The organism is Trichococcus shcherbakoviae (assembly GCF_963666195.1).
GTDB lineage: Bacteria > Bacillota > Bacilli > Lactobacillales > Aerococcaceae > Trichococcus > Trichococcus shcherbakoviae.
In genome coordinates, this window is the sequence record NZ_OY762653.1 from 1,865,020 (window position 1) to 1,884,956 (window position 19,937).

A 19,937-nucleotide genomic window follows, 5' to 3' on the forward strand; every position below is an offset into this window, starting at 1 on the left:
TCTTTCGCGGGTGATTTTTTTTGTAGAAGGCGTGGTTTATCGGCTATTTTTTAGTTTTTTCCGGCGGGCAATCATTTTTTTCCTCAGGGCTGTCTTCAGTTTGTTCGGGTTTCATGGCTCCTAGGGGAAAGGTCGGCAAGATTTCTTCGGAGCCTTTCAAGCGATACTTCAGCGCTCCGGATGGGCAAGTATGAATGACGCGCGCCACTTCTTCAGGCGTATCGGCATCAGCCAAAATCCAAGGTTTTCTTTTCGTGTCGAAGATTGCATTGTTCTCCCGCACGCAGTTGCCGGAGTACGTGCAGACGCTTAAATTGAAGTAGACATCGATCTTTTCTCCTGTATATTTTCGATAGCCACTCGCTAATAGTTCAGATTCATTCATAATAATGCCTCCCCTTTCGGACCGCCTTTTGGCAGCGGATTCATTTGTGTCCATTATATCACTTTGGCCATGAAATCCGTAAAGGAATACTTCTTTTGGGCAAAGGTGGCTATGGGCAATGAAAAGTAGTAGACTAGGTTTGGAGAACAGGGAACTTTTTGATGTCCCCGTGGCACGAAGAACAAAAGGATTGGGGTGATACAAATGGACGCAGATAGTAGTCAGGGTATAGCAGACAAACCACCTAGGCGCGGTTTTAGCCTGAATGGTTCCGCATGGAGCCAGCCATCAGGTCTGTGTTTGTATCCTCAGCCCAAACGCAGATAATATAAACCGGAAACTTGTCATCTAGAATCCGTCTGTTATGCCTTCAAAAAGATGAATCAATTTGGAGGTGTAGACATGGAATTGAACGAATTGTTGTTGAACGCAGTAGCAAACCAAAATGTTACGGAATTGAAAGAGCTCATCGGTGATCACTATCCTGTGGATGTCGCAACGGCTCTGTTTGAATTTGAAGATGAAGAATTGGCCGGATTGCTTAATTTATTGGATGCGAAGGGAATCGCCGCCATCATAGAGGAGGCGGAAGAAGAACTCCAGCAAGGCATGATCGGTCTGCTGGACTCGAAAAAAATCGTTAAGTTCTTCGCCTATATGTCGCCAGATGACATTACCGACATCCTGGGAACGATCGGTGTCGGACAACGCAAAGAAATTTTGGGGATGATGAAAAAAAGCGACTCGAATGAGATCCAGATGCTGTTGGGGTATGGACCTGACACGGCTGGGGGGCTCATGACGACGAAATACATCGCCTTGAGAAGCGAACTCAGCATGAAAAATGTGCTGCAGGAAATCCGGCGCATCGGCCCTAAAACAGAAATCATCGAAACGATTTTTGTCGTCGATAAAGCGAATGAACTGATTGGATCGGCCGACTTGCGGGATATTTTGGCATCCGCTGAAGATGTCAGTTTGGAAGAAATCATGAACGACAATGTACTCTCTGTCCGCCCGGAAACCGACCAGGAGGAAGTCTCGCTTATCGTTTCCAAATACGATCTGAAAGTCATCCCTGTCGTGAACCGCCGAAACGCCATCCTCGGCATCATCACGATCGATGACATCATCGACGTCATCGTCGAAGAACAAACAGAAGATTTGCTGATGCTGTCAGGGGTAAGCAAGGATGAAAAGGTCGGCAACAAAATCAGCACTTCTGTTGTCAGACGGCTGCCTTGGTTGGTCATCAATTTGATGACTGCCTTCCTGGCTTCCTTTACGGTCGGGATGTTCGAGGATGTCATCATTCAAGTAGTCGCGCTTGCTGCTGCAATGCCGATCGTTACCGGAATGGGCGGGAATGCCGGCTCACAGACGTTATCCGTGGTCATCCGGAGCATCGCCTTGGGGGAAGTCGATATAAAAAACGATTGGAAATATGTTTTCAACGAGGTTGGCTTGGGGTTAATCAACGGGTCGGTGACCGGATTGATCACCGGCATCATTCTTTATTTCAGATATGATAATTTCTTTTTGGGACTGATCATTCTGATAGCCATGATCGGGAATCTCATCATCGCAGGCTTCTTCGGGTTCTTGATTCCGTTGGCTTTGAAAAAATGGGATCTTGATCCGGCAATTTCTTCCTCCATTTTCCTGACAACGGCGACCGATGTATTCGGCTTCTTCCTCTTTTTGAGCTTGGCGAAAATGTTCTTGCCGCACTTGCTGTGACAGGCATGCATAAAGGGTTATCCGAGAGGCGCTTACGAGATAAGCGACCTCTCTTTCTTTCGATTTAGGGCAGGTGTTATATAATGTAAGCAAATCAGTTTTCTTGCAAGTGGCCCGATGACATTTTGGAGGGGATGGACGATGTTCAACAGAAATCACAGGATGAAAGTCCTTTTTGCAACACTAATAATAGTGACGGCTATGGCCGGCTGCGCGAAGGAACCATACAGGGATTCCGCAGTCGAAGAATCGGTGGCAACCAAAGATGCTCCTCATACATTGGATGTATTCCATATAGCTTTTGCCCCCGGAGCGGATGAAACGGAGCGGACGTTCAGTTGGCATACCCGGGGCATGAACAAAAAAGGCGTAGTGGAGCTGAGCCAGCTGGATGAAGAAGGCAATGTCCTGTCGAGCGAAACGTTTGAGGCGGCTGGCGAAGGTATTTTACGCGGTTTTTCAAGCCACAAAGCCACTATCACCGGACTGGAGGAGAACCAGCTTTATTCCTACCGCTTCGGTGATGGCCACCGTGCCTGGTCGGAATCCTATACATTCCGGACGCAGGCGACCGAGGACGATGACTTCAACTTCCTGTTCTTCGGCGATCCGCAGATTGGAGCGGGCGATGGCGCCCAGATCGATGCAGACGGATGGGACCGGACGGTGACGACCGCGACGGAAATGTTTCCCGACACAGCCTTTCTTGTATCAGCGGGAGATCAGGTGAACACAGCCCACAATCTGAAACAATATGATGGTTGGTTCTTCCCGGAAGAACTGACCTTCTATCCGATCATGACCCTAATCGGCAACCATGATTACACGCCTTTTGCCGATTATTTCAATCCGCCCAACGAGACGGGGCTGGGCGCGGATGATGCCGGCAGTGACTTTTATTTTACCTATGGGAACACGCTGTTTATCGCCTTGAACACCCAAAGAAACAATATCGAAGAGCATCGGGAAGCAATGGAATTGGCTGTAGCGGAAAATCCGGAGGCTACGCATCGAATTGTGCTGATGCATAAATCCATCTACAGCAGTGCCGATCATGCGCGCGATGAGGATGTGTTGGCTTTCCGGGACGGATTGGTACCGGTCTTCGATGAACTTGATATCGATGTGGCTTTGATGGGGCATGACCATGTCTATGTGCGAACCTATCAGATGAAAGGCGATGCGGTCGTTGAGGAAATCGCCTACGATGAGGCAGGCGCCGCTGTCGATCCGGAAGGCACACTGTATTTGACCGGTAACTCAGCTTCTGACTCCAAATATTACGACATGCAGGATTCCTCCGTCTATGAACGCTATGCCGCCGTTGCGCTGCAGTTGGAGGAACCGACTTTTATGAATGTCGAAGTGACCGACGATTCCCTAACTTTCACAACCTATAAAACCGCCGATCAGTCGGTTGTGGATGCTTACAGCATTGTGAAGGTGGATTCGGGGGAATGAAAGAGAAAAGCTGGATAGTCTTTTCGTTGCCTTCGGATGAGCTTTCTCGAGGGTAACGTTTTTTTTGCGCCAAAATAAAGCCATTTTTTACCGAAAAATGTTATAGTGTCAGTGCATGCATCATCGAACTAGAGTTGAATCAGAAAAGAGGAATATGTGTGAACTTAAGCCAAAACCAAAATCTTACCCAAACGCAGACACAAAAGCAAACGCTTTCCCAAACGATGCTGCAAGGAATCCATATACTTCAGTTAGGAAATCTCGAACTACACGATTATCTGAATCAGAAGGTTTTGGATAATCCGTTTCTGCAGATGAAAGTAAGGGAGTCGCGGGTTTCCAGAAGCGGCAGTCAAGCCAATGATTTGAGTTGGATACCTGACCGTAAACAATCCCTTTATGAATATATTACGGAGCAAGTTATGCTGACTTATCGGGATACCTACCTCCGCACCTTGATTGTTTGGTGGATTAACCAATTGAACGATAAGGGGTATGTCATCAAAAGCATCGAAGAAGCTGCTGCTGAAACGAAGGCCACCCCGATCCAAATGATGGATGCCTTGACACTGCTGCAGCAACTCGATCCGCCTGGCATCGGGGCGCGTAACCTGCAGGAGTGTCTGATGCTGCAGACGGAACGGCGGGAGGATGCACCCGATATCGCTTATATCGTGTTGGAAGAGTCATTTGATGATTTGATCAACAGAAAATGGGGCGCCATTTCTAAAAGATATGCGGTAACATTAGAAAATATCCAATCCGTTTTCGATTTTGTCCAGCATCTGAATCCTTCTCCCGGGTCAGCATTCCAAGCCGACGAGCAAATCTCGATCAGACCGGATATCATTGTCACCATCAAGGATGCACAACTTCAGATAAACGAAGCCCGCTACGGCGTGCCGATCCTTTCCTTCAATAAAGCCTACGCAGAGGAACTGGAGCAAATGAAGGACAAGGAAGTCGTTAAGTATGTCAGAGAAAAAAAGAAAGAGTACGAATCGCTGCAGGAAAATTTGTCGCTCCGCAGTGAAACGATTTTACGCGTCAGTACGGCAATCGTGCACAGACAGGCAGCTTTTTTCTTTGATGAAGCGCATCCGCTTGTTCCACTGCAATTAACAGACCTCGCCGAGGAATTGAATCTGCACGAATCCACCATCAGTCGCGCAATAAACGACACGTATGTCCAAACAGATTCGGGTCTCTATGAACTGAAGTACTTCTTGTCCCGGAAAGCCAAATCGGGAAATGAAGACGCCATCTCCACAACGTCGGTCCAACAGATGATCCAAAAACTGATTGAGGAAGAGGACAAGCACAAACCGCTGTCCGATCAGAAAATAGTCGATCTGTTGGTCCAAGAGAAAATCGATATCTCGAGGCGGACAGTGGCCAAGTACAGGACGGAGCTCAACATCCCAGCCACTTCGAAGAGGAAACGGTTCGATTGATCAGAAAGGCACAATAATCGGCTGGCATTTTTATATTTTTGATAATACGCAACAAAAAACGAGGGTGTCTCATCATTCAATGAGACGTTCCCTCGTTTTTTTTAGACATATAGGAATTTATAAAATTTTTTCAACTCAAAAGTGCATCACCGTAGGTGTTTCACAAGTTTGCAAAATGTTTCATGCATCTAAAATGATGTCCAGCTTCACGGGTTAGCCCTTCGGAAATTAGATAAATCTGTCCTATTGCGCTCTTCGATGCTCAGTCGGACAGATTTCCTAAATTTCTTTCAGGGCTGAACGAACCCGTTCAGCTTTTCTTACTTTATTCATACGCTCCTTCAGCCGGCGTACGCAAAGAGGCCGCCTCATTAGAGACAGCCCCACGTTTTTCTATGGAAGAAGTTTTTTTAATCCCTATTATTACTCCTGGATGGCTGCTTCCAGTGCAACGATAATCATGTCGTTGAATGTTGTTTGGCGTTCTTCGCTGGAGGTCAATTCGCCGGTGATCAGGTGATCGCTGACCGTCAGGATGCTGAGTGCGTTAACATGGAATTTAGAAGCTAGGTAATAAAGCCCCGCGGTTTCCATTTCGACCCCGAGTACACCATATTTGCTCATATTGTCTGTGATATTGGAATCACTGTAAAAGCTGTCAGATGAGTAGACGTTTCCGACATGGATCTTCATACCTTGTTCTTTCCCGAGCGTGTAGGCTTTATTGATCAAGTCATAATTTCCGATAGGCGGGAAATAGGCGGGCGCGAAATCTTTGTAGATCATGGAAGAGTCCGTTGCCGCCGCTTGCGCGATGATGACGTCGCGGATATGCACATCTTCTTGGATAGCACCGCATGTACCGATACGGATCAAGTTTTTGGCGCCAAAATCATTGATCAATTCATGAATGTACAAGGTTGCGGATGGCATCCCCATTCCCGTACCTTGCACCGATATTTTTTTGCCCTTATAAGTGCCTGTGTAGCCCAGCATATTTCTGACGGTGTTATAGCATACCGCATCCTCCAAGAATGTTTCCGCGATATACTTCGCCCGAAGCGGATCCCCCGGTAATAGAACGATTTCCGCGATTTGTCCTTTTTCTGCATCAATGTGAAGACTCATAATGATTTCCTCCTCTTTAGTGGTTAGTACCAATGATAGAGCAAAGGAGGATGAAGCGTTATGAAATCGCTCTCATCATAAGTGTGAGGATGTTCACACTTATTTTGTTAAAGGGTTCATTCTTGGAAAGCGTTTTCTTTGTTAACATGAAGGCACGACATCAGGGACCTAGATGTTTGCGTAAGCTTTCAACTTTGAAAGGTTTAAGATGCGGATCTTTTTTGATTCCAAAGCGATGATTTTTTCGTCCTGCAGATCTTTGAATGTTTTTGAGACGGATTCCCGGGTCGCGCCGATGATGCTGGCGATCGTGCTTTGGTTCGTATGCTGGATGATCAGATCAGTGGAAGCCTCACTGTTTTCGATAAAGTCAAGCAGGGTACGACAGACGCGGGTGTGGACGCTATGGAATGTGAGATTCTGTATTTGCCTGTTCAATGCTTTGAATCTTTGGTTATAAATACGGAAGATATTTTTCAGAAGGGCTTTATTTTCATACAGCAAGGTAGTGAAATCCGCTTGGGATAAATAGTAAATTTCTCCGTCTTCAATCACTTCAACAGAAGATAGGGCGTTGCCGTCCGAAAAAAGTTCTATTTCGCCAAGTACTTCATGTCTTTTTGCGAAACCGAGTATGAGCTCTTTCCCCTCATGCATGCGATATACCTTCAGCATGCCGCTCTTGATGATGTAAATTTTTTCGATGGGGTCATCCTCGAAGATAAGCATATGGTTTTTCTTGTACTTCCTTGATGGGAGCTTTGAAAGGATGGTTTGTACTTGTTCGTCGGTCATGCCATCAAATAGTTGAATGCTTTTACTCATAATTTCACCTCATTCAAAATTGTAACATGAAACAGAAAGGAAGGGTATCGTGAAAAGTAAACGAATACATTTGATCGTATTGGACTCTGTTGGGATCGGGGAGGCGCCGGATGCGGCAGTTTTCCATGACAGCGGGGCGCACACCATCGGCCACATTGCCGAGAATATGGCATTGCGGCTGCCCCATCTCGAAGGCTTGGGGTTAGGCAATATCGCCGATATAAAAGGGATAGAAAAGGCGATCTCAAGCAAAGCCTATTGGACAAAGTTGGCTGAAAAGAGCGCAGGAAAAGACACGATGACAGGCCATTGGGAAATTGCGGGCCTGCAGATCGATACGCCCTTCAGGGTATTCCCGGATGGTTTTCCCGAGGAATTGTTGGAAAAAATATCGTCCTACTCAGGCAGAAAAATCATCGGCAACAAGCCCGCTTCGGGAACAGCCATCCTGGATGAGCTGGGGCCGGAACAAATGGAGACGGGAGCATTGATCGTCTACACATCCGCTGACCCTGTCCTTCAGATCGCAGCACATGAGGGGATCATCCCGTTGGAGGAACTGTATGATATCTGCGAATATACGCGCCAAATCACAAAAGATGATCCCTATATGATCGGCCGGATCATCGCACGGCCATACACCGGCGAACCCGGCTCCTTCCAACGGACGGCTAACCGGCATGATTACGCACTGAATCCATTCGGGAAAACCGTGTTGGATCAGCTGAAAGACAACGGGAAAGACGTCATCGCCGTCGGGAAAATTAACGACATCTTCAATGGCCAAGGCATCACCAAAGCTATCCGGACAAAGAGCAATATGGACGGCGTGGATCAGTTACTGAAGGTGATGGGCGAACCATTTGAAGGGCTTTCATTTACAAACTTGGTCGACTTCGATGCGCTGTACGGGCATCGCCGGGATGTTCAAGGATATGGGGAAGCTTTGATGGCCTTTGATGCCCGAATGCCGGAAATACTTGATCAAATGGCAGAAGATGACTTGTTGATCATTACGGCAGATCATGGAAACGATCCGACAGCACCGGGAACGGATCACACGCGTGAATATGTACCGTTGCTTGTCTATTCAAAACAATTGGTTCAACCAGGTGAATTGACCACAGCCCATCATTTTGCGGATATTTCCGCAACCATCGCAGATAATTTTGATGTACCACAAGCAGAACACGGAAAAAGTTTTTTGGCGGAACTAAAATAAAAAAATCATAGGAGTGATTCAGATGAAAAAATTTACAGTTAGAACGATTGGTTTTTCCTTATTGGCAACAACCCTGCTAGCAGCTTGCGGAAACGGTGGCTCAAGTGACAACAGCGAGAGCGGCACAACTGCCGGGAAAGAGTTTAAAGTCGGGATGGTAACGGATTTGGGCAGTGTGAACGACAAGTCCTTTAACCAAAGTGCCTGGGAAGGTTTGCAAAAGTTGCAAGCAGACTTCGGCTACGATGTGAAATACCTTGAACCACAATCCGATGCGGAAGTGGAACCGAGCTTGCTGCAATTCGTCAACAGCGGCACGGACTTGACCTGGGCAACGGCAGCAACGTTGGCGGATGCCGTTACGAACATAGCCAAAAACAATCCCGATGCCAAATTGGGAATCGTCGATGCCGATATCGAAGGGATCGACAACATCGTATCGATTTCATTCAAGGAGAATGAAGGGGCATTTCTGGCAGGCGTTGTTGCAGCGAGCATGTCTGAAACCGATAAGATCGGATTTATCGGTGGAATGGAAATCCCTGTTATCCAACGCTTTCAAGCCGGTTTTGAAGCCGGAGTCCGTGAAATCAATCCGGATGCGCAAATCGTCGTTAACTATGCGGGGGTATTCAACCGTGTGGATATCGGAAAATCCGCTGCCGCCACTATGTACAACGATGGTGTGGACGTCATCTTCCATGCTGCAGGCGGAACTGGAAATGGTATTTTCAATGAAGCACAAGAACGTTTCAAAGCGGGCGAAAAAGTTTGGGTCATCGGCGTCGATAAAGATCAGTCCTTGGAATTCGGGAATGATGTTACCTTGACATCCATGATCAAGAATGTCGACAATGCAGTCTATGAAGTATCCCAACAAGCTGCCGAAGGGGAATTCCCGGGTGGACAAGTGGTGCGTCTAGGATTGGCAGAAAATGGCGTTGGTTTGGCTAATACTTCCGATATCAATGTGCCAAAAGAAGTACTGGATGTAGTGGAAAGCTATAAGGAAAAAATCATTTCTGGAGAAATCACAGTGCCTGAACAGCCATAAGGAGAATATTATGATGAATCAAACGAAGGTCGAGAAAGTATTGGAATTGAAGCACATCACAAAGAAATTTGGCGATTTTGTCGCTAATGATGATATTTCGCTGACAGTAGGACGTGGAGAAATCCACGCTCTGCTTGGTGAAAATGGGGCTGGAAAATCCACTTTGATGAATGTGGTGTTCGGGATGTATCAACCAGATGGCGGTGTCATATCCGTTTATGAAAATGAAACGAAGATTGAGAACCCGAATCATGCCATTCACCTCGGCATCGGGATGGTCCATCAACATTTTAAACTGATCGAAAATTTTACCGTGACCGAAAACATCATTTTGGGGATGGAACCAAAGGACGGAATCCGGATTAACATGAAGGCAGCGGTGAAAGAAGTCAGCGATATCTCCGCGAAGTATGGGTTGAAGGTGGATCCGACCAGTAAAATCGAGGATTTGCCCGTTGGGATGCAACAAAAAGTTGAAATCTTAAAATGCCTTTATCGCGGTGCCAATCTGTTGATTTTTGATGAACCGACTGCGGTATTGACCCCGGATGAAATTGGGGAACTGCTCCAGATCATGAAAAAATTAGTGGCGGAAGGCAAGTCCATCATTCTGATCACCCACAAACTGAATGAAATCATGAAAGTAGCCGACAAATGCACCGTCATCCGAAAAGGGAAATTCATCGCCAGCGTGGATGTGGCTGAAACGAATGAAGAACAGCTTGCCGAGTTGATGGTCGGAAAGAATCTTTCCCGTGAAATCGAGAAAGCGGCATACAACCCGCAAGCGACCGTGTTGGAAATCACGAACCTTACTTCATTCAGTGCAAGTAAAAAGCGTATTTTGGACGATGTTAATCTGACCGTAGCGGCCGGCGAAATTTTAGGGATTGCCGGGGTGGACGGGAATGGGCAAAGTGAATTGGTGGAAGCAATCGTCAAGATGCGCGCATTCGATGAGGGGGATGTCCTTATCAATGGCGTCTCGATCAAAGAGAAATCCACGCGTGAAATCTATGAATCCGGTGTGAGCTATGTGCCGGCCGACAGACATAAGCATGGTCTTGTTTTGGATAACGATATAGCCGAAAACCTGATTTTGATCGAATATTACAAGGAAAAGCATAACCAAGGAATCAAACTGGACAAAGTGCGGATGTATGAAGAAGCGCGGGAAGCGATGCAAAACTATGATATCCGTGCTGAAAATGAATATACGGTTGTACGGGGCATGTCCGGCGGTAATCAACAAAAAGTCATCCTATCGAGGGAAATAAGCCGCGATCCGAAATTGCTGATCATCGTGCAGCCGACAAGAGGTCTGGACATAGGCGCCATCGATTTTATCCATCGCCAAATCGTGCGTTTGCGTGACAAAGGAGTCGCTATCTTATTGGTTTCTTTTGAGTTGGAGGAAATTTTGACCTTGTCGGACCGGATAGCAATCATCTTCGACGGCAAAATCGTCGGGGAAACAAAACCAGAGACAACGAACGACAGAGAGCTGGGTCTGATGATGGCTGGTAAAGGATCGGGTGAGGAATGATACCATGGAAAAAGTGAAAAAAAAGACAAAAAACAGCAATGTAATGATTCCGGTCATCGCCGTACTGATTGCACTCGTCATCGGGGCAATCGTGATGGTCATCGGTGGGTACAATCCGTTGGTTGCCTATCAGTCGTTGGTCACAAAAGTATTCGGATCGGTTTATGATATCGGGGAAACGATTCGTGCCATCATTCCGCTGCTTTTGAGTGGCCTGGCTGTTGCAGTGGCCAATAAAGCGGGTGTATTCAACATCGGGGTGGACGGCCAGATCATCATGGGCGCCGTCAGTTCGCTTTTGGTCGGTACGCTCATCGAGATGCCGCCTATTTTGCACGGTATTGTGGCCATCTTTGTCGGTGTCGTAGCGGGTGGATTATGGGGTGTTTTGGTTGCGGGTCTCAAGACCAAATTTGGGATCAATGAGGTCATCAGCTCGATCATGCTGAACTATATCGCGTTGTATTTCAGCCATATTTTGATCAAGAATTTCGCGGCGCAGGAAGGAACGGCACGTTCTGCCATGATCAAAGAATCGGCTGGCATCACGTTCCCTTCCTTGAACGAAGTGTTCGATGGCGCGCGGATCCATTGGGGATTCTTTCTGGTCCCGTTCATCATCTTTGCTTTTTACTACTTTTTTGAGAAGACCCGCTGGGGGTATGAAACCAAAGTCGTAGGCTTGAATCCGAATGCAGCTTCCTATGCCGGCATCCGCGTGAACCGCATTATGACCCGCACGATGTTCCTTTCCGGGGCTTTGGGTGGCTTGATCGGTACTTTGGATACGCTGGGTGTTTATGGATATGTCGCAATCAGTTCCTCCACAAGCGGTATAGGCTTCGATGGTGTGGCCATTGCTTTGTTGGGAGGCAATTCCGCATTGGGAACGACCTTATCCGGGATTCTGATCGGGGCCTTGAATTACGGTTCGCAAGGGATGCAGTTCGGTGCGGGCGTGCCGAGCGAAATCATCGGTATTGTGATCTCGCTTATTATTTTCTTTGTGGCAGCACCCGGAATCGTCAAAGCATTATTGCCAAAGAAACAATTGCATAAAGAGGAGGCGAAATAGATGGTAGCCAATATTATAAGCGGCAGTTTGATTTTTGCTACAGCACTGTTGTTCGGTGCACTCGGCGGGATGCTCAGCGAGCGGGCCGGCGTCACCAACTTAGGTGTGGAAGGTTTCATGATTTCTGGGGCTTTCTTCTCCGCTATCGGCGCCAACTTCGCCGAATCGATGGGGATGGGCGGGTTCAGCCCATGGATAGGTTTATTATCGGCCTTTGTGTTCACTTCCTTGTTCTCAGCGATGCATGCGCTGGCGACGCTTAAATACAAGGCTGATCATGTCATCAGTGGGGTGGTCATCAACTTGTTGGCCGCCAACTTCACCTTTTTCTTGGTGAAATTGCTGTTTGATGGCGCGGCAGATACACCACGCTTACGGAATATGTTCGCAAAAGTGAACATACCGGTATTATCCGACATCCCGTTCATTGGGGATGCCTTGTTCCGTTCCTATCCTACAACCTATTTGGCTTTCATTATGGTCTTTGCCATCGGATTTTACTTCTTCCGCACACCTGCAGGCTTGCGTCTGAGAGGGGTCGGCGAAAATCCTGGATCCATCGACACTGCCGGGATCAACGTCATGAAAATTAAATTCTGGGCTGTGATGCTCAGTGGTTCGATTTCTTCCTTGGGAGGAGCGACGATTGTCTTGACGACAAACGGAAACTTTTCGTTCAATACAATCGCCGGGCAAGGCTTCATCGCGATTGCGGCAGTCATTCTGGGACGCTGGAACCCATACGGCGTCATGATGGGAGCGTTACTTTTTGGATTCGCACAAGCCATCAAAGACCAAATCCAAATCTTGGACTTTGCGAGTGCCATTCCGACTGAATTCTTCTATATGCTGCCATACATCGTGACCTTGTTGGCGCTTATCTTCACAGGAAGAAAAACTAGGGGACCAAAAGCGCTGGGTGTCCATTATGACGCGAGCGTGAGATGATGGAGCTGTTGCAAGAACTGTTTCGTGTGAAAGAGAAAGGAAGTTCCTTACGAACCGAAATGTTGGCGAGTGCGACTTCCTTTTTCTCTATTGTGTATATTGTGGCCGTCAATGCGTTGATTTTATCTCAAGCCGGTATGGATTATAATTCGGTTGTGATTGCGACGATACTGACAACGGCCGTCAGTAACATTCTGATGGGCCTGTATGCCAATTCACCCTTGATACTTGCCCCGGGGATGAGCGACAATGCTTTCTTTACCTATATCTTGGTCGATGCCTTTGCTTTTACTTGGCAACAAAGTTTATCGATTATCTTTATCGTCGGGCTACTCTTCTTTCTGTTGACGCATTTCAACGTGGTCGATCAACTCCTTCGCTCCATCCCGGTGACTTTGATCAAAGGGATGAGCGCGGGAGTCGGCTTCTTCCTGATATTCCTTGGTTTGAAGAACGGCGGCATCATCGTATCCTCAGAGGGTACAATCGTGGCACTGAATAATATTTTTCAACCGGTGCCGTTGACGCTCTTGGCAACGCTGCTGGTCGGGCTGATCCTGTTCGTCAAAAATGTAAAAGGCAATTTTTTATTAACGATTATTTTCGGTGTTCTCATTTCCATTGCGCTAGGGGTAACGGATATCAGCTCCTTTTCCTATTCCTTCATCGATCTGGGTTCCTTGGAGCCGTTTGTCTTCCAACTTGATTTTTCGGGCGTTCTGTCGATGGACTACTGGGTTGCCGTATTTTCTCTTCTGATTTTGGTCGTTTTCCAGAACTTAGGGACACAAGTCAGTTTTTTGACATCCGAACAACCGAAAGTATTGAAACGAACGCTGGAATCGAATGCTTTATCAGTGATGATTGCCGGTTTGTTGGGCTGCAGCTCCACCTGCACAAGTGCGGAAGGCGCAACGGGCATCGCTGTAGGAGGAAGAAGCGGATTGACATCCTTTATGGTGGGCGTTTATTTCCTGTTCACCATCGCGTTGATTCCCTTCATTGCCCTTATCCCGCTGGCAGTCATCTCGGCTTTGCTCATCATTGTAGGGTCCTTGTTAGCGGCCAACAATCTGAAGGGCATCAATTTTGATGATTTCACGGAATATTTTCCGGCTATCCTGATGGTGCTGATGATGGTGTTGACGTTTAATATCGCGGATGGTATCGGCTGGGGGTTTATCCTGTATACGTTCATCAAAGTGTTTTCGGATGATCGACAAGCGGTATCAAAAATGATGTACGGATTGACGGGTATCTTTATTCTGTATTTCGTTTTGAAATTTATTTGAAAAAGGCAAAAAGCTGGTCTCTTTTGGAGATCGGCTTTTTGCTTTTTGAGTGCGCCCGGCATGGGTGATAACTTGGTGGTGAAAGTCCACTACAGGCTTTGCAGTAGGAACTGTTAGCGAATGACAAGGGTGTCCACCGTGAGGTGGAATCTGAAGGAAGTCGGACGCAAATACTCGCACTGACGGACAGAAATCTCATATAAGGCTGGTTGGAGACGGACGAGCTTGCTCAACAAAGTGAAGTCCTATACTGCACGAATCTCTGACAGTAAATGAGGCAGTGACATGAGTGGAAGGTTATCATTCTTACCCGGGGAGGTCTTATGGACATGAGGAATCATGGAGTAAAGCTTGCCATAAGAAGTCAGCAGAAGCCATAGTAGTAACCATATGGTTATGAAGGGCTGAACAATAATAATCTTGATAGAAACAAGGAGGTGAATGTATCTCGGCACTACAGAAAACGTCGTGGTATAGACCAAAATGACGGCTGTCTCCAGAAGGGATAAGTTGGAAACGAAAGAGATATGGAGAAGCGTAGAGAGATACAGCATGGATATGAGGAAACAAGATGGTATCACGTTAATCGAGAAAATCGCAACACCAAGAAACCTAGTCATTGCCTGCGAGAAAGTCTACAAAAATAAAGGCGCTGCGGGTATTGATGGCATTACTGTTCAAGAAATAGATGAACATATGGCCAAGTACCAAAAGGCGATCATTGCGAAATTATTAGATGGAACCTATAAGCCACAACCGGTCAAGCGGGTTTCCATACCCAAAGAGAATGGCAGTATGCGGAATCTGGGAATTCCAGTTGTGAGAGACAGAATTGTTCAACAGGCTATCCTACAGATAATAGAACCGTTGGTTGACCCATACTTTTCCAAGTACAGTTTCGGTTTCCGAAAAGGGAGAAGCGCGCATGATGCCATTAAACAAGCCGAGAAATACATTGAAGAAGGATATAAAACAATCGTAGACTGTGACTTGAAGAATTACTTCGATATGGTAAATCATCAAAAACTGATGGTGTATCTGAGAGAATTCATACAGGACGAGATTGTACTGAAGTTAATCTGGAGTTTTCTTCGCTCGGGAATCATGGAAGAGAATACGTTTATCCAATCTTATAAAGGTACTCCGCAAGGTGGTGTCATCTCTCCGCTTTTAGCCAACATCTATCTCAATCAGCTAGACAGAGAACTGGAAAAACGAGGTCATCGCTTCGTTCGTTATGCGGATGACTTCTGCATATACGTCAAGACTCCTCGTGCGGGAGAACGGGTACTGACTAGTGTAACTACCTTCCTTGAGAAGAAATTAAAGCTAACGGTGAATACCGATAAGAGTAAAGTTACTACCCCCGGTAGTGCTAAATTCCTTGGGTTCACCATTTGGAAAACGATGGGAAAGTCAGAAGCCGTCCTCATAAGACGGCTAAACACAAATTTCGCAAACGATTAAAACAGCTAACTAGTCGGAAACGACCGGGCACCTTCCTAGACATAGTGAAAGAAATCAATTTGTACACACAAGGATGGATTAACTACTATGGCATTGGTGACATGAAGACCTTTATTAGCAAAACAGCTCAATGGCTTAATCACCGATTGAGACAGCTAATTTGGAAGAGATGGAAAAGAGTTTCTACCCGCTTTTACGGATTAATGCGTTATGGTATTGGTAGGGAAGAGGCTTGGAAAGTTGCAAATTCCCGTAAAGGCTACTGGAGAATGTCGAAAAACCAGACGATTCACAGAGCTATTAACAAAAAAAGGCTGGTAAGTTGGGGTCTGAAAGACCTCAATCAACTATACCAGCACAGATACTTAAGTTATTGAACCGCCGTGTACGGAACCGTACGCACGGTGGTGGTGTGCTGTGCAAAGGCACATCGAAGATGGAGGAAGGCCCTCCAATAAGGGCTGTGGCAGGCAGACTTATTAAACAACCTAGTGCTGCTGTAGTAAAGAGCTATGGTAGTGAGCAACTATGGAAAAGGCCATAAATAATGGTCATGTAGGTTATGTAGAGATGAACGCAAGTGAACCGCTGATGAAGTATCGATAGCGTAAAACGATGTCAAAACTTGAACTTCACCACTCATCAAGGACAAGAGTAGCGACCAAACTGCCTGTTGGCTACTCGGCATCCGGTATTAAGGCGGCATGAATGCATAACAGGCTTCGATGTGAAACACAGGAACCTAGACAGCAATGATAAACGAAAAGGTACAAGTCACAGAAAGATAAGACCGAAAGTAGTGATGTGCTGTATAGGGGCGGAATAACCCGTAGTAATGAAGAAGCTATTGTAATGATAGTGGAGTGAAGGGGTTATATCATTTAGCTGAAAGTAAAAAGTCAACTGTTAGAAAGCAGGAGGAACAGATGAACAACAGCAAACCTTACATTATTCCCAAAAGGACAGTATTTGAGGCCTATAAGAAAGCAAAAGCCAATAAAGGCAGTGCTGGAATAGATGGGCAAGATTTTGAAGCATTCGATGAAAATCTATCGGCTAACCTATATAAAATATGGAATCGGATGAGTTCGGGTACCTATTTTCCGCCTCCAGTAAAAATGGTTGAAATACCGAAGAAAAATGGCGGTACAAGGACACTAGGAATACCTACGGTATCCGACAGAATAGCGCAAACCGTAGTGAAATACTATCTGGAATCATCATTGGAGCCTATTTTTCATAAAGACTCTTACGGATATAGGTCGAATAGGTCCGCTTTAGATGCAGTAGGACAAGCCAGAACGAGATGCTGGAAATACGATTATGTTTTGGAATTTGATATCAAGGGTTTATTTGACAATATTCCTCATGATCTGCTCATGGTAGCTGTTCACAAGCACATAAAGGAAGACTGGCTAATTCTCTATATAGAGAGGTGGTTGAAAACACCTTTTGTAAATAGAAATGGTGAAGAGGTCAAGAGAGAAAGCGGAACACCACAAGGTGGTGTAGTAAGTCCCGTTCTAGCAAATTTATTTATGCATTATGCTTTTGATAAGTGGATGGACATTTATTTCCCAAAATCTCCTTTTGAAAGATACGCAGATGATGCAATAATCCACTGTAAATCAGAAATAGAATGCCGGAATATTCTTGAATCACTTGATAGACGTCTAAAACAATGTGGGCTTGAACTTCATCCTGATAAAACGAAAATTGTATATTGTAGTGATAAAGACAGAAAGTGCACGTATCCTGTTACCTCTTTTGACTTTCTGGGATACACTTTCAAGAAGAGGTTTATCAAAGATAGAACAGGGAGACTGCAATTCAATTTTCTTCCAGCCGTAAGCAAACAGTCGGAGAAAGCTTTCAGAACTAAACTGAAAAATCTACAAATACATAAAATGACGGGAAGTACTATTCAAATAATATCTCAAATAATAAATCCCATAGTAAGAGGATGGATTAACTACTTCGGAAGATACAACAGAAGCCAACTCAAGAGTTCGTTAGATGTACTAAATAGAAGATTAGTTAAGTGGGCTACTCGAAAATATAAAAGATTTAGAGGACATCCAAAGAGAGCAAGAGAATGGTTAATAGAGGTGGCAAAGAGAGAGCCCAACATGTTTCCACATTGGACTCTCAAGTTAATGCCATAAGTAAGGTGAGTGATATGAGCCGTATGAATCGAGAGGTTCACGTACGGTTCTGTGAGAGCATTTAGGTGAAATTCCTAAGTGCTACTCGACTGAGAGGTCGGAGCCTAAAGGCTCCTCCTACTCGATTCGAGACGCAGGGGTGCGGGTCTTAGCTTATGCGGAGTGAATCGCTGTGCTCACCGATTCATCACCGATAAAAAACTGTACAGGAGGGTGAGATTGTCGAATAGTGGACGGCTATTCGACTAATTAACCTCAGCGTAAGGTGAAATTGTCGAATGGGTGAAATCATTCGACAATTTGATCACAGCATGGAACGGAATTGTCGGATGTTGCAGTGACATTCGATAATTCTCGCCTAACGTAAGACGAAATCCGCGAATGTTGGAGGTCTATTCGGGAAACCGGCCGCGCCACACTTTAATATTTTTATTTCGAGCCGTTTTTTTATTATGTAGCCTCATTTCCAATACTGTGTTCACGCTACTGACAATACCTTTAGCATCGCTGTTGAGGAGGCTGAGATCCCCGGTCATGACTTCATAACGACTGTCTTCGTAAGGGGCATCGTTTTTCGCGGCCGTGCAGATCGGATAGGTCGTTCCTTCTGCGGGCTCGAGAATTTTTTCGAGGACAATCTTATGTTGCCAATCATCGCCGAAGTCATAGGTGTAACGGGCTTGGTCCTTCTCCACCAGAAAATGATCATGCAGACATTCCTCTACTTCAGAGAGGCGAATCTTTCTGGCATTAAAAAAGAGGTTGGAAAAGGGAGACGCATCCTCCTCGATAAGTTCGATGTAGACATTTTTTTGGCGGACTCCGTTCGATTTTTGGATCATAAAGTCATGAAGATGGTGGCCTTGCCAATTGAACAGGATCTGGATGATTTTGTGCAGTTCCTGGAATGAGCTGGCGCTGTTGACCTGAACCTTCCGCCAGACCGGGCCTCTGACGTTTTCAAGCGTGATCTTGAAGGAGTAGATTTGTGGCTGCTTAGGTGCGGCTGGCTTTTTCGATTTTCGGGAGGATGGATTCAATAGCTGTGTTAATTCATCCATCTGCCCTTTTATAATGTCATAGCTATCTCCGCGTTCGGGAGACCGTTCAATGAGTTGGTTGAGCTCTGCCAAGATAGCCTCTGCGGGAGTTAATGTTTTTCTGAAAGTGACTGTGTATTCATCTGGAATATCCTGAACGGAAATGTACGTTGCCGCGTCACCGGGTTTCTTGAAGTAGTCCTTGAGGGGTGTGCCATTTTCATAGAATCTTTCATCGAAAAGCGAGGTATTCTCAGAGTCTTCGTTGTAAACAAAGGGATCTTCAGACACTTGGTCAGAGGCAGGTTGCGGCTGAATCGAGACGCCGGACTGCTTTTTTCCGTTGGAACGTATGATTTGGAAAGAATGATTTTTGGGAGCCTCTTCCTGGAGGACTTCCAAAATATCTTGATACAGTTGCTCGAATGTGGAATTGTCCTCAATCCGGATTGTGTGAGAAATCGGTTCGGTCAGCAGATTTTTTTCTATCGTCATTTCGTAAATCACGTAAGAGCCTCCTTGGCAAAAATAATTGCCGCAATTTGGGTGTTAGTATCCCTATCATAACCAATAATGGGGTTGGGAAGCAACCTGATATTTTGCGGATGAGCATACCAGAAAATAGTTATATCAGTATAAAAAGTTGCCGTTTAAGCGGCCGTATCAAGGGGCATGAAAGTCAATTTTGTGAAATATTGATGACGAATTCACAAAATTGTTTCAGTGTGTGTCTAGGTGTATGATAGGTATAACGAAAGGTTGCAATCGTTTCGTATACCCATTTGTTTTTTGAGCACTGTCCCTTCGGATTTGTCATTCAGAGGAATGGAGTGTTGAAAATGACCAGAAAAAAAGATCAGAGAATGGTCCAAAGCAAGTTCATCTGCCAAGAATGCGGAGCGCAGATGGTGCTTTACCGCAAAAGAGCAGAGCAGCGTAAATTGGGGCACGTCAAACATATGTATTGCCCGATTTGCAAGGAAACAAAGGCCTTCACGGAAATCAAGGATTGGGACCGGAATGTTGTTTTTTGGGAAGATTATCAAAATGCGCTATTGACCGAAGCGGAAACGGACGAACTCTGGGATTCACTCTGGACGCGCAGTTCCGAATCATTGTTACATGGTTGAAAGGG

Annotated in this window: 17 protein-coding genes; 13 read left to right on the forward strand and 4 right to left on the reverse strand. The window is 45.8% G+C overall.

Features of this window, described 5'->3' with window-relative positions:
• Window positions 1–43: 43 nt before the first annotated feature.
• Complete coding sequence (locus ACKPBX_RS08870; protein ID WP_407702534.1) at window positions 44–385, reverse strand: (4Fe-4S)-binding protein; 342 nt, start codon at window positions 383–385, stop codon at window positions 44–46.
• A 402-nt stretch (window positions 386–787) separates the two neighbouring features.
• Between ACKPBX_RS08870 and mgtE the strand changes: the two genes are divergently transcribed.
• The 3 genes from mgtE (at window position 788) to rpoN (ending at window position 5,040) form a co-directional block, all read left to right on the forward strand.
• Window positions 788–2,125, forward strand: a complete 1,338-nt coding sequence (gene mgtE, locus ACKPBX_RS08875) for a magnesium transporter (RefSeq protein WP_319995174.1) — start codon at window positions 788–790, stop codon at window positions 2,123–2,125.
• Between the two features lie 141 nt (window positions 2,126–2,266).
• A complete protein-coding gene (locus ACKPBX_RS08880; RefSeq protein WP_319995175.1) occupies window positions 2,267–3,586 on the forward strand; it encodes a purple acid phosphatase family protein in 1,320 nt (439 codons plus the stop codon).
• Between the two features lie 158 nt (window positions 3,587–3,744).
• Window positions 3,745–5,040 (forward strand): RNA polymerase factor sigma-54, encoded by a 1,296-nt coding sequence (rpoN, locus tag ACKPBX_RS08885; RefSeq protein WP_319995176.1) that lies wholly within the window; start codon window positions 3,745–3,747, stop codon window positions 5,038–5,040.
• Between the two features lie 423 nt (window positions 5,041–5,463).
• Here rpoN and deoD read toward each other — a convergent pair whose 3' ends face one another.
• A complete protein-coding gene (gene deoD / locus ACKPBX_RS08890) occupies window positions 5,464–6,168 on the reverse strand; it encodes a purine-nucleoside phosphorylase (protein ID WP_319995177.1) in 705 nt (234 codons plus the stop codon).
• Window positions 6,169–6,336: 168 nt separating this feature from the next.
• Entirely contained in the window at window positions 6,337–6,993 is a 657-nt protein-coding gene (locus ACKPBX_RS08895; RefSeq protein WP_319995178.1) for a Crp/Fnr family transcriptional regulator, read from the reverse strand.
• A 49-nt stretch (window positions 6,994–7,042) separates the two neighbouring features.
• On the opposite strand from ACKPBX_RS08895, the gene deoB reads away from it, so the two are divergent.
• The 9 genes from deoB (at window position 7,043) to ltrA (ACKPBX_RS08940) (ending at window position 17,762) form a co-directional block, all read left to right on the forward strand.
• The gene (gene deoB, locus ACKPBX_RS08900) at window positions 7,043–8,215 is read left to right on the forward strand and encodes a phosphopentomutase (protein WP_319995179.1); all 1,173 of its coding nucleotides are present in this window, start codon (window positions 7,043–7,045) and stop codon (window positions 8,213–8,215) included.
• A gap of 22 nt (window positions 8,216–8,237) precedes the next feature.
• Entirely contained in the window at window positions 8,238–9,269 is a 1,032-nt protein-coding gene (locus ACKPBX_RS08905; RefSeq protein WP_319995180.1) for a BMP family lipoprotein, read from the forward strand.
• Window positions 9,270–9,282: 13 nt separating this feature from the next.
• Window positions 9,283–10,815, forward strand: a complete 1,533-nt coding sequence (locus ACKPBX_RS08910; protein ID WP_319995181.1) for an ABC transporter ATP-binding protein — start codon at window positions 9,283–9,285, stop codon at window positions 10,813–10,815.
• 4 nt (window positions 10,816–10,819) lie between these two features.
• Window positions 10,820–11,890, forward strand: coding sequence for an ABC transporter permease (locus ACKPBX_RS08915; RefSeq protein WP_319995182.1), 1,071 nt, complete (start codon window positions 10,820–10,822; stop codon window positions 11,888–11,890).
• A complete protein-coding gene (locus ACKPBX_RS08920) occupies window positions 11,891–12,838 on the forward strand; it encodes an ABC transporter permease (RefSeq protein ID WP_319995183.1) in 948 nt (315 codons plus the stop codon).
• Window positions 12,839–12,864: 26 nt separating this feature from the next.
• Window positions 12,865–14,130: an NCS2 family permease gene (locus ACKPBX_RS08925; RefSeq protein ID WP_319995184.1), complete on the forward strand. Its 1,266-nt coding sequence runs from the start codon at window positions 12,865–12,867 to the stop codon at window positions 14,128–14,130.
• Window positions 14,131–14,640: 510 nt separating this feature from the next.
• Window positions 14,641–15,597 carry a group II intron reverse transcriptase/maturase gene (gene ltrA / locus ACKPBX_RS08930; RefSeq protein WP_319995185.1) on the forward strand — a complete coding sequence of 319 codons (957 nt, stop codon included), beginning with the start codon at window positions 14,641–14,643 and terminating at the stop codon, window positions 15,595–15,597.
• Window positions 15,528–15,974 (forward strand): group II intron maturase-specific domain-containing protein, encoded by a 447-nt coding sequence (locus ACKPBX_RS08935; protein WP_319995186.1) that lies wholly within the window; start codon window positions 15,528–15,530, stop codon window positions 15,972–15,974. Before ltrA (ACKPBX_RS08930) ends, ACKPBX_RS08935 begins: the two co-directional genes overlap by 70 nt.
• 549 nt (window positions 15,975–16,523) lie before the next feature.
• Window positions 16,524–17,762 (forward strand): group II intron reverse transcriptase/maturase, encoded by a 1,239-nt coding sequence (ltrA, locus tag ACKPBX_RS08940; RefSeq protein WP_319995187.1) that lies wholly within the window; start codon window positions 16,524–16,526, stop codon window positions 17,760–17,762.
• 392 nt (window positions 17,763–18,154) lie between these two features.
• On the opposite strand, the gene ACKPBX_RS08945 is transcribed toward ltrA (ACKPBX_RS08940), so the two are convergent.
• Window positions 18,155–19,309 carry a plasmid pRiA4b ORF-3 family protein gene (locus ACKPBX_RS08945; protein WP_319995188.1) on the reverse strand — a complete coding sequence of 385 codons (1,155 nt, stop codon included), beginning with the start codon at window positions 19,307–19,309 and terminating at the stop codon, window positions 18,155–18,157.
• A 332-nt stretch (window positions 19,310–19,641) separates the two neighbouring features.
• Between ACKPBX_RS08945 and ACKPBX_RS08950 the strand changes: the two genes are divergently transcribed.
• Window positions 19,642–19,932, forward strand: a complete 291-nt coding sequence (locus ACKPBX_RS08950; protein WP_319995189.1) for a hypothetical protein — start codon at window positions 19,642–19,644, stop codon at window positions 19,930–19,932.
• The last annotated feature ends 5 nt before the right edge of the window (window positions 19,933–19,937 follow it).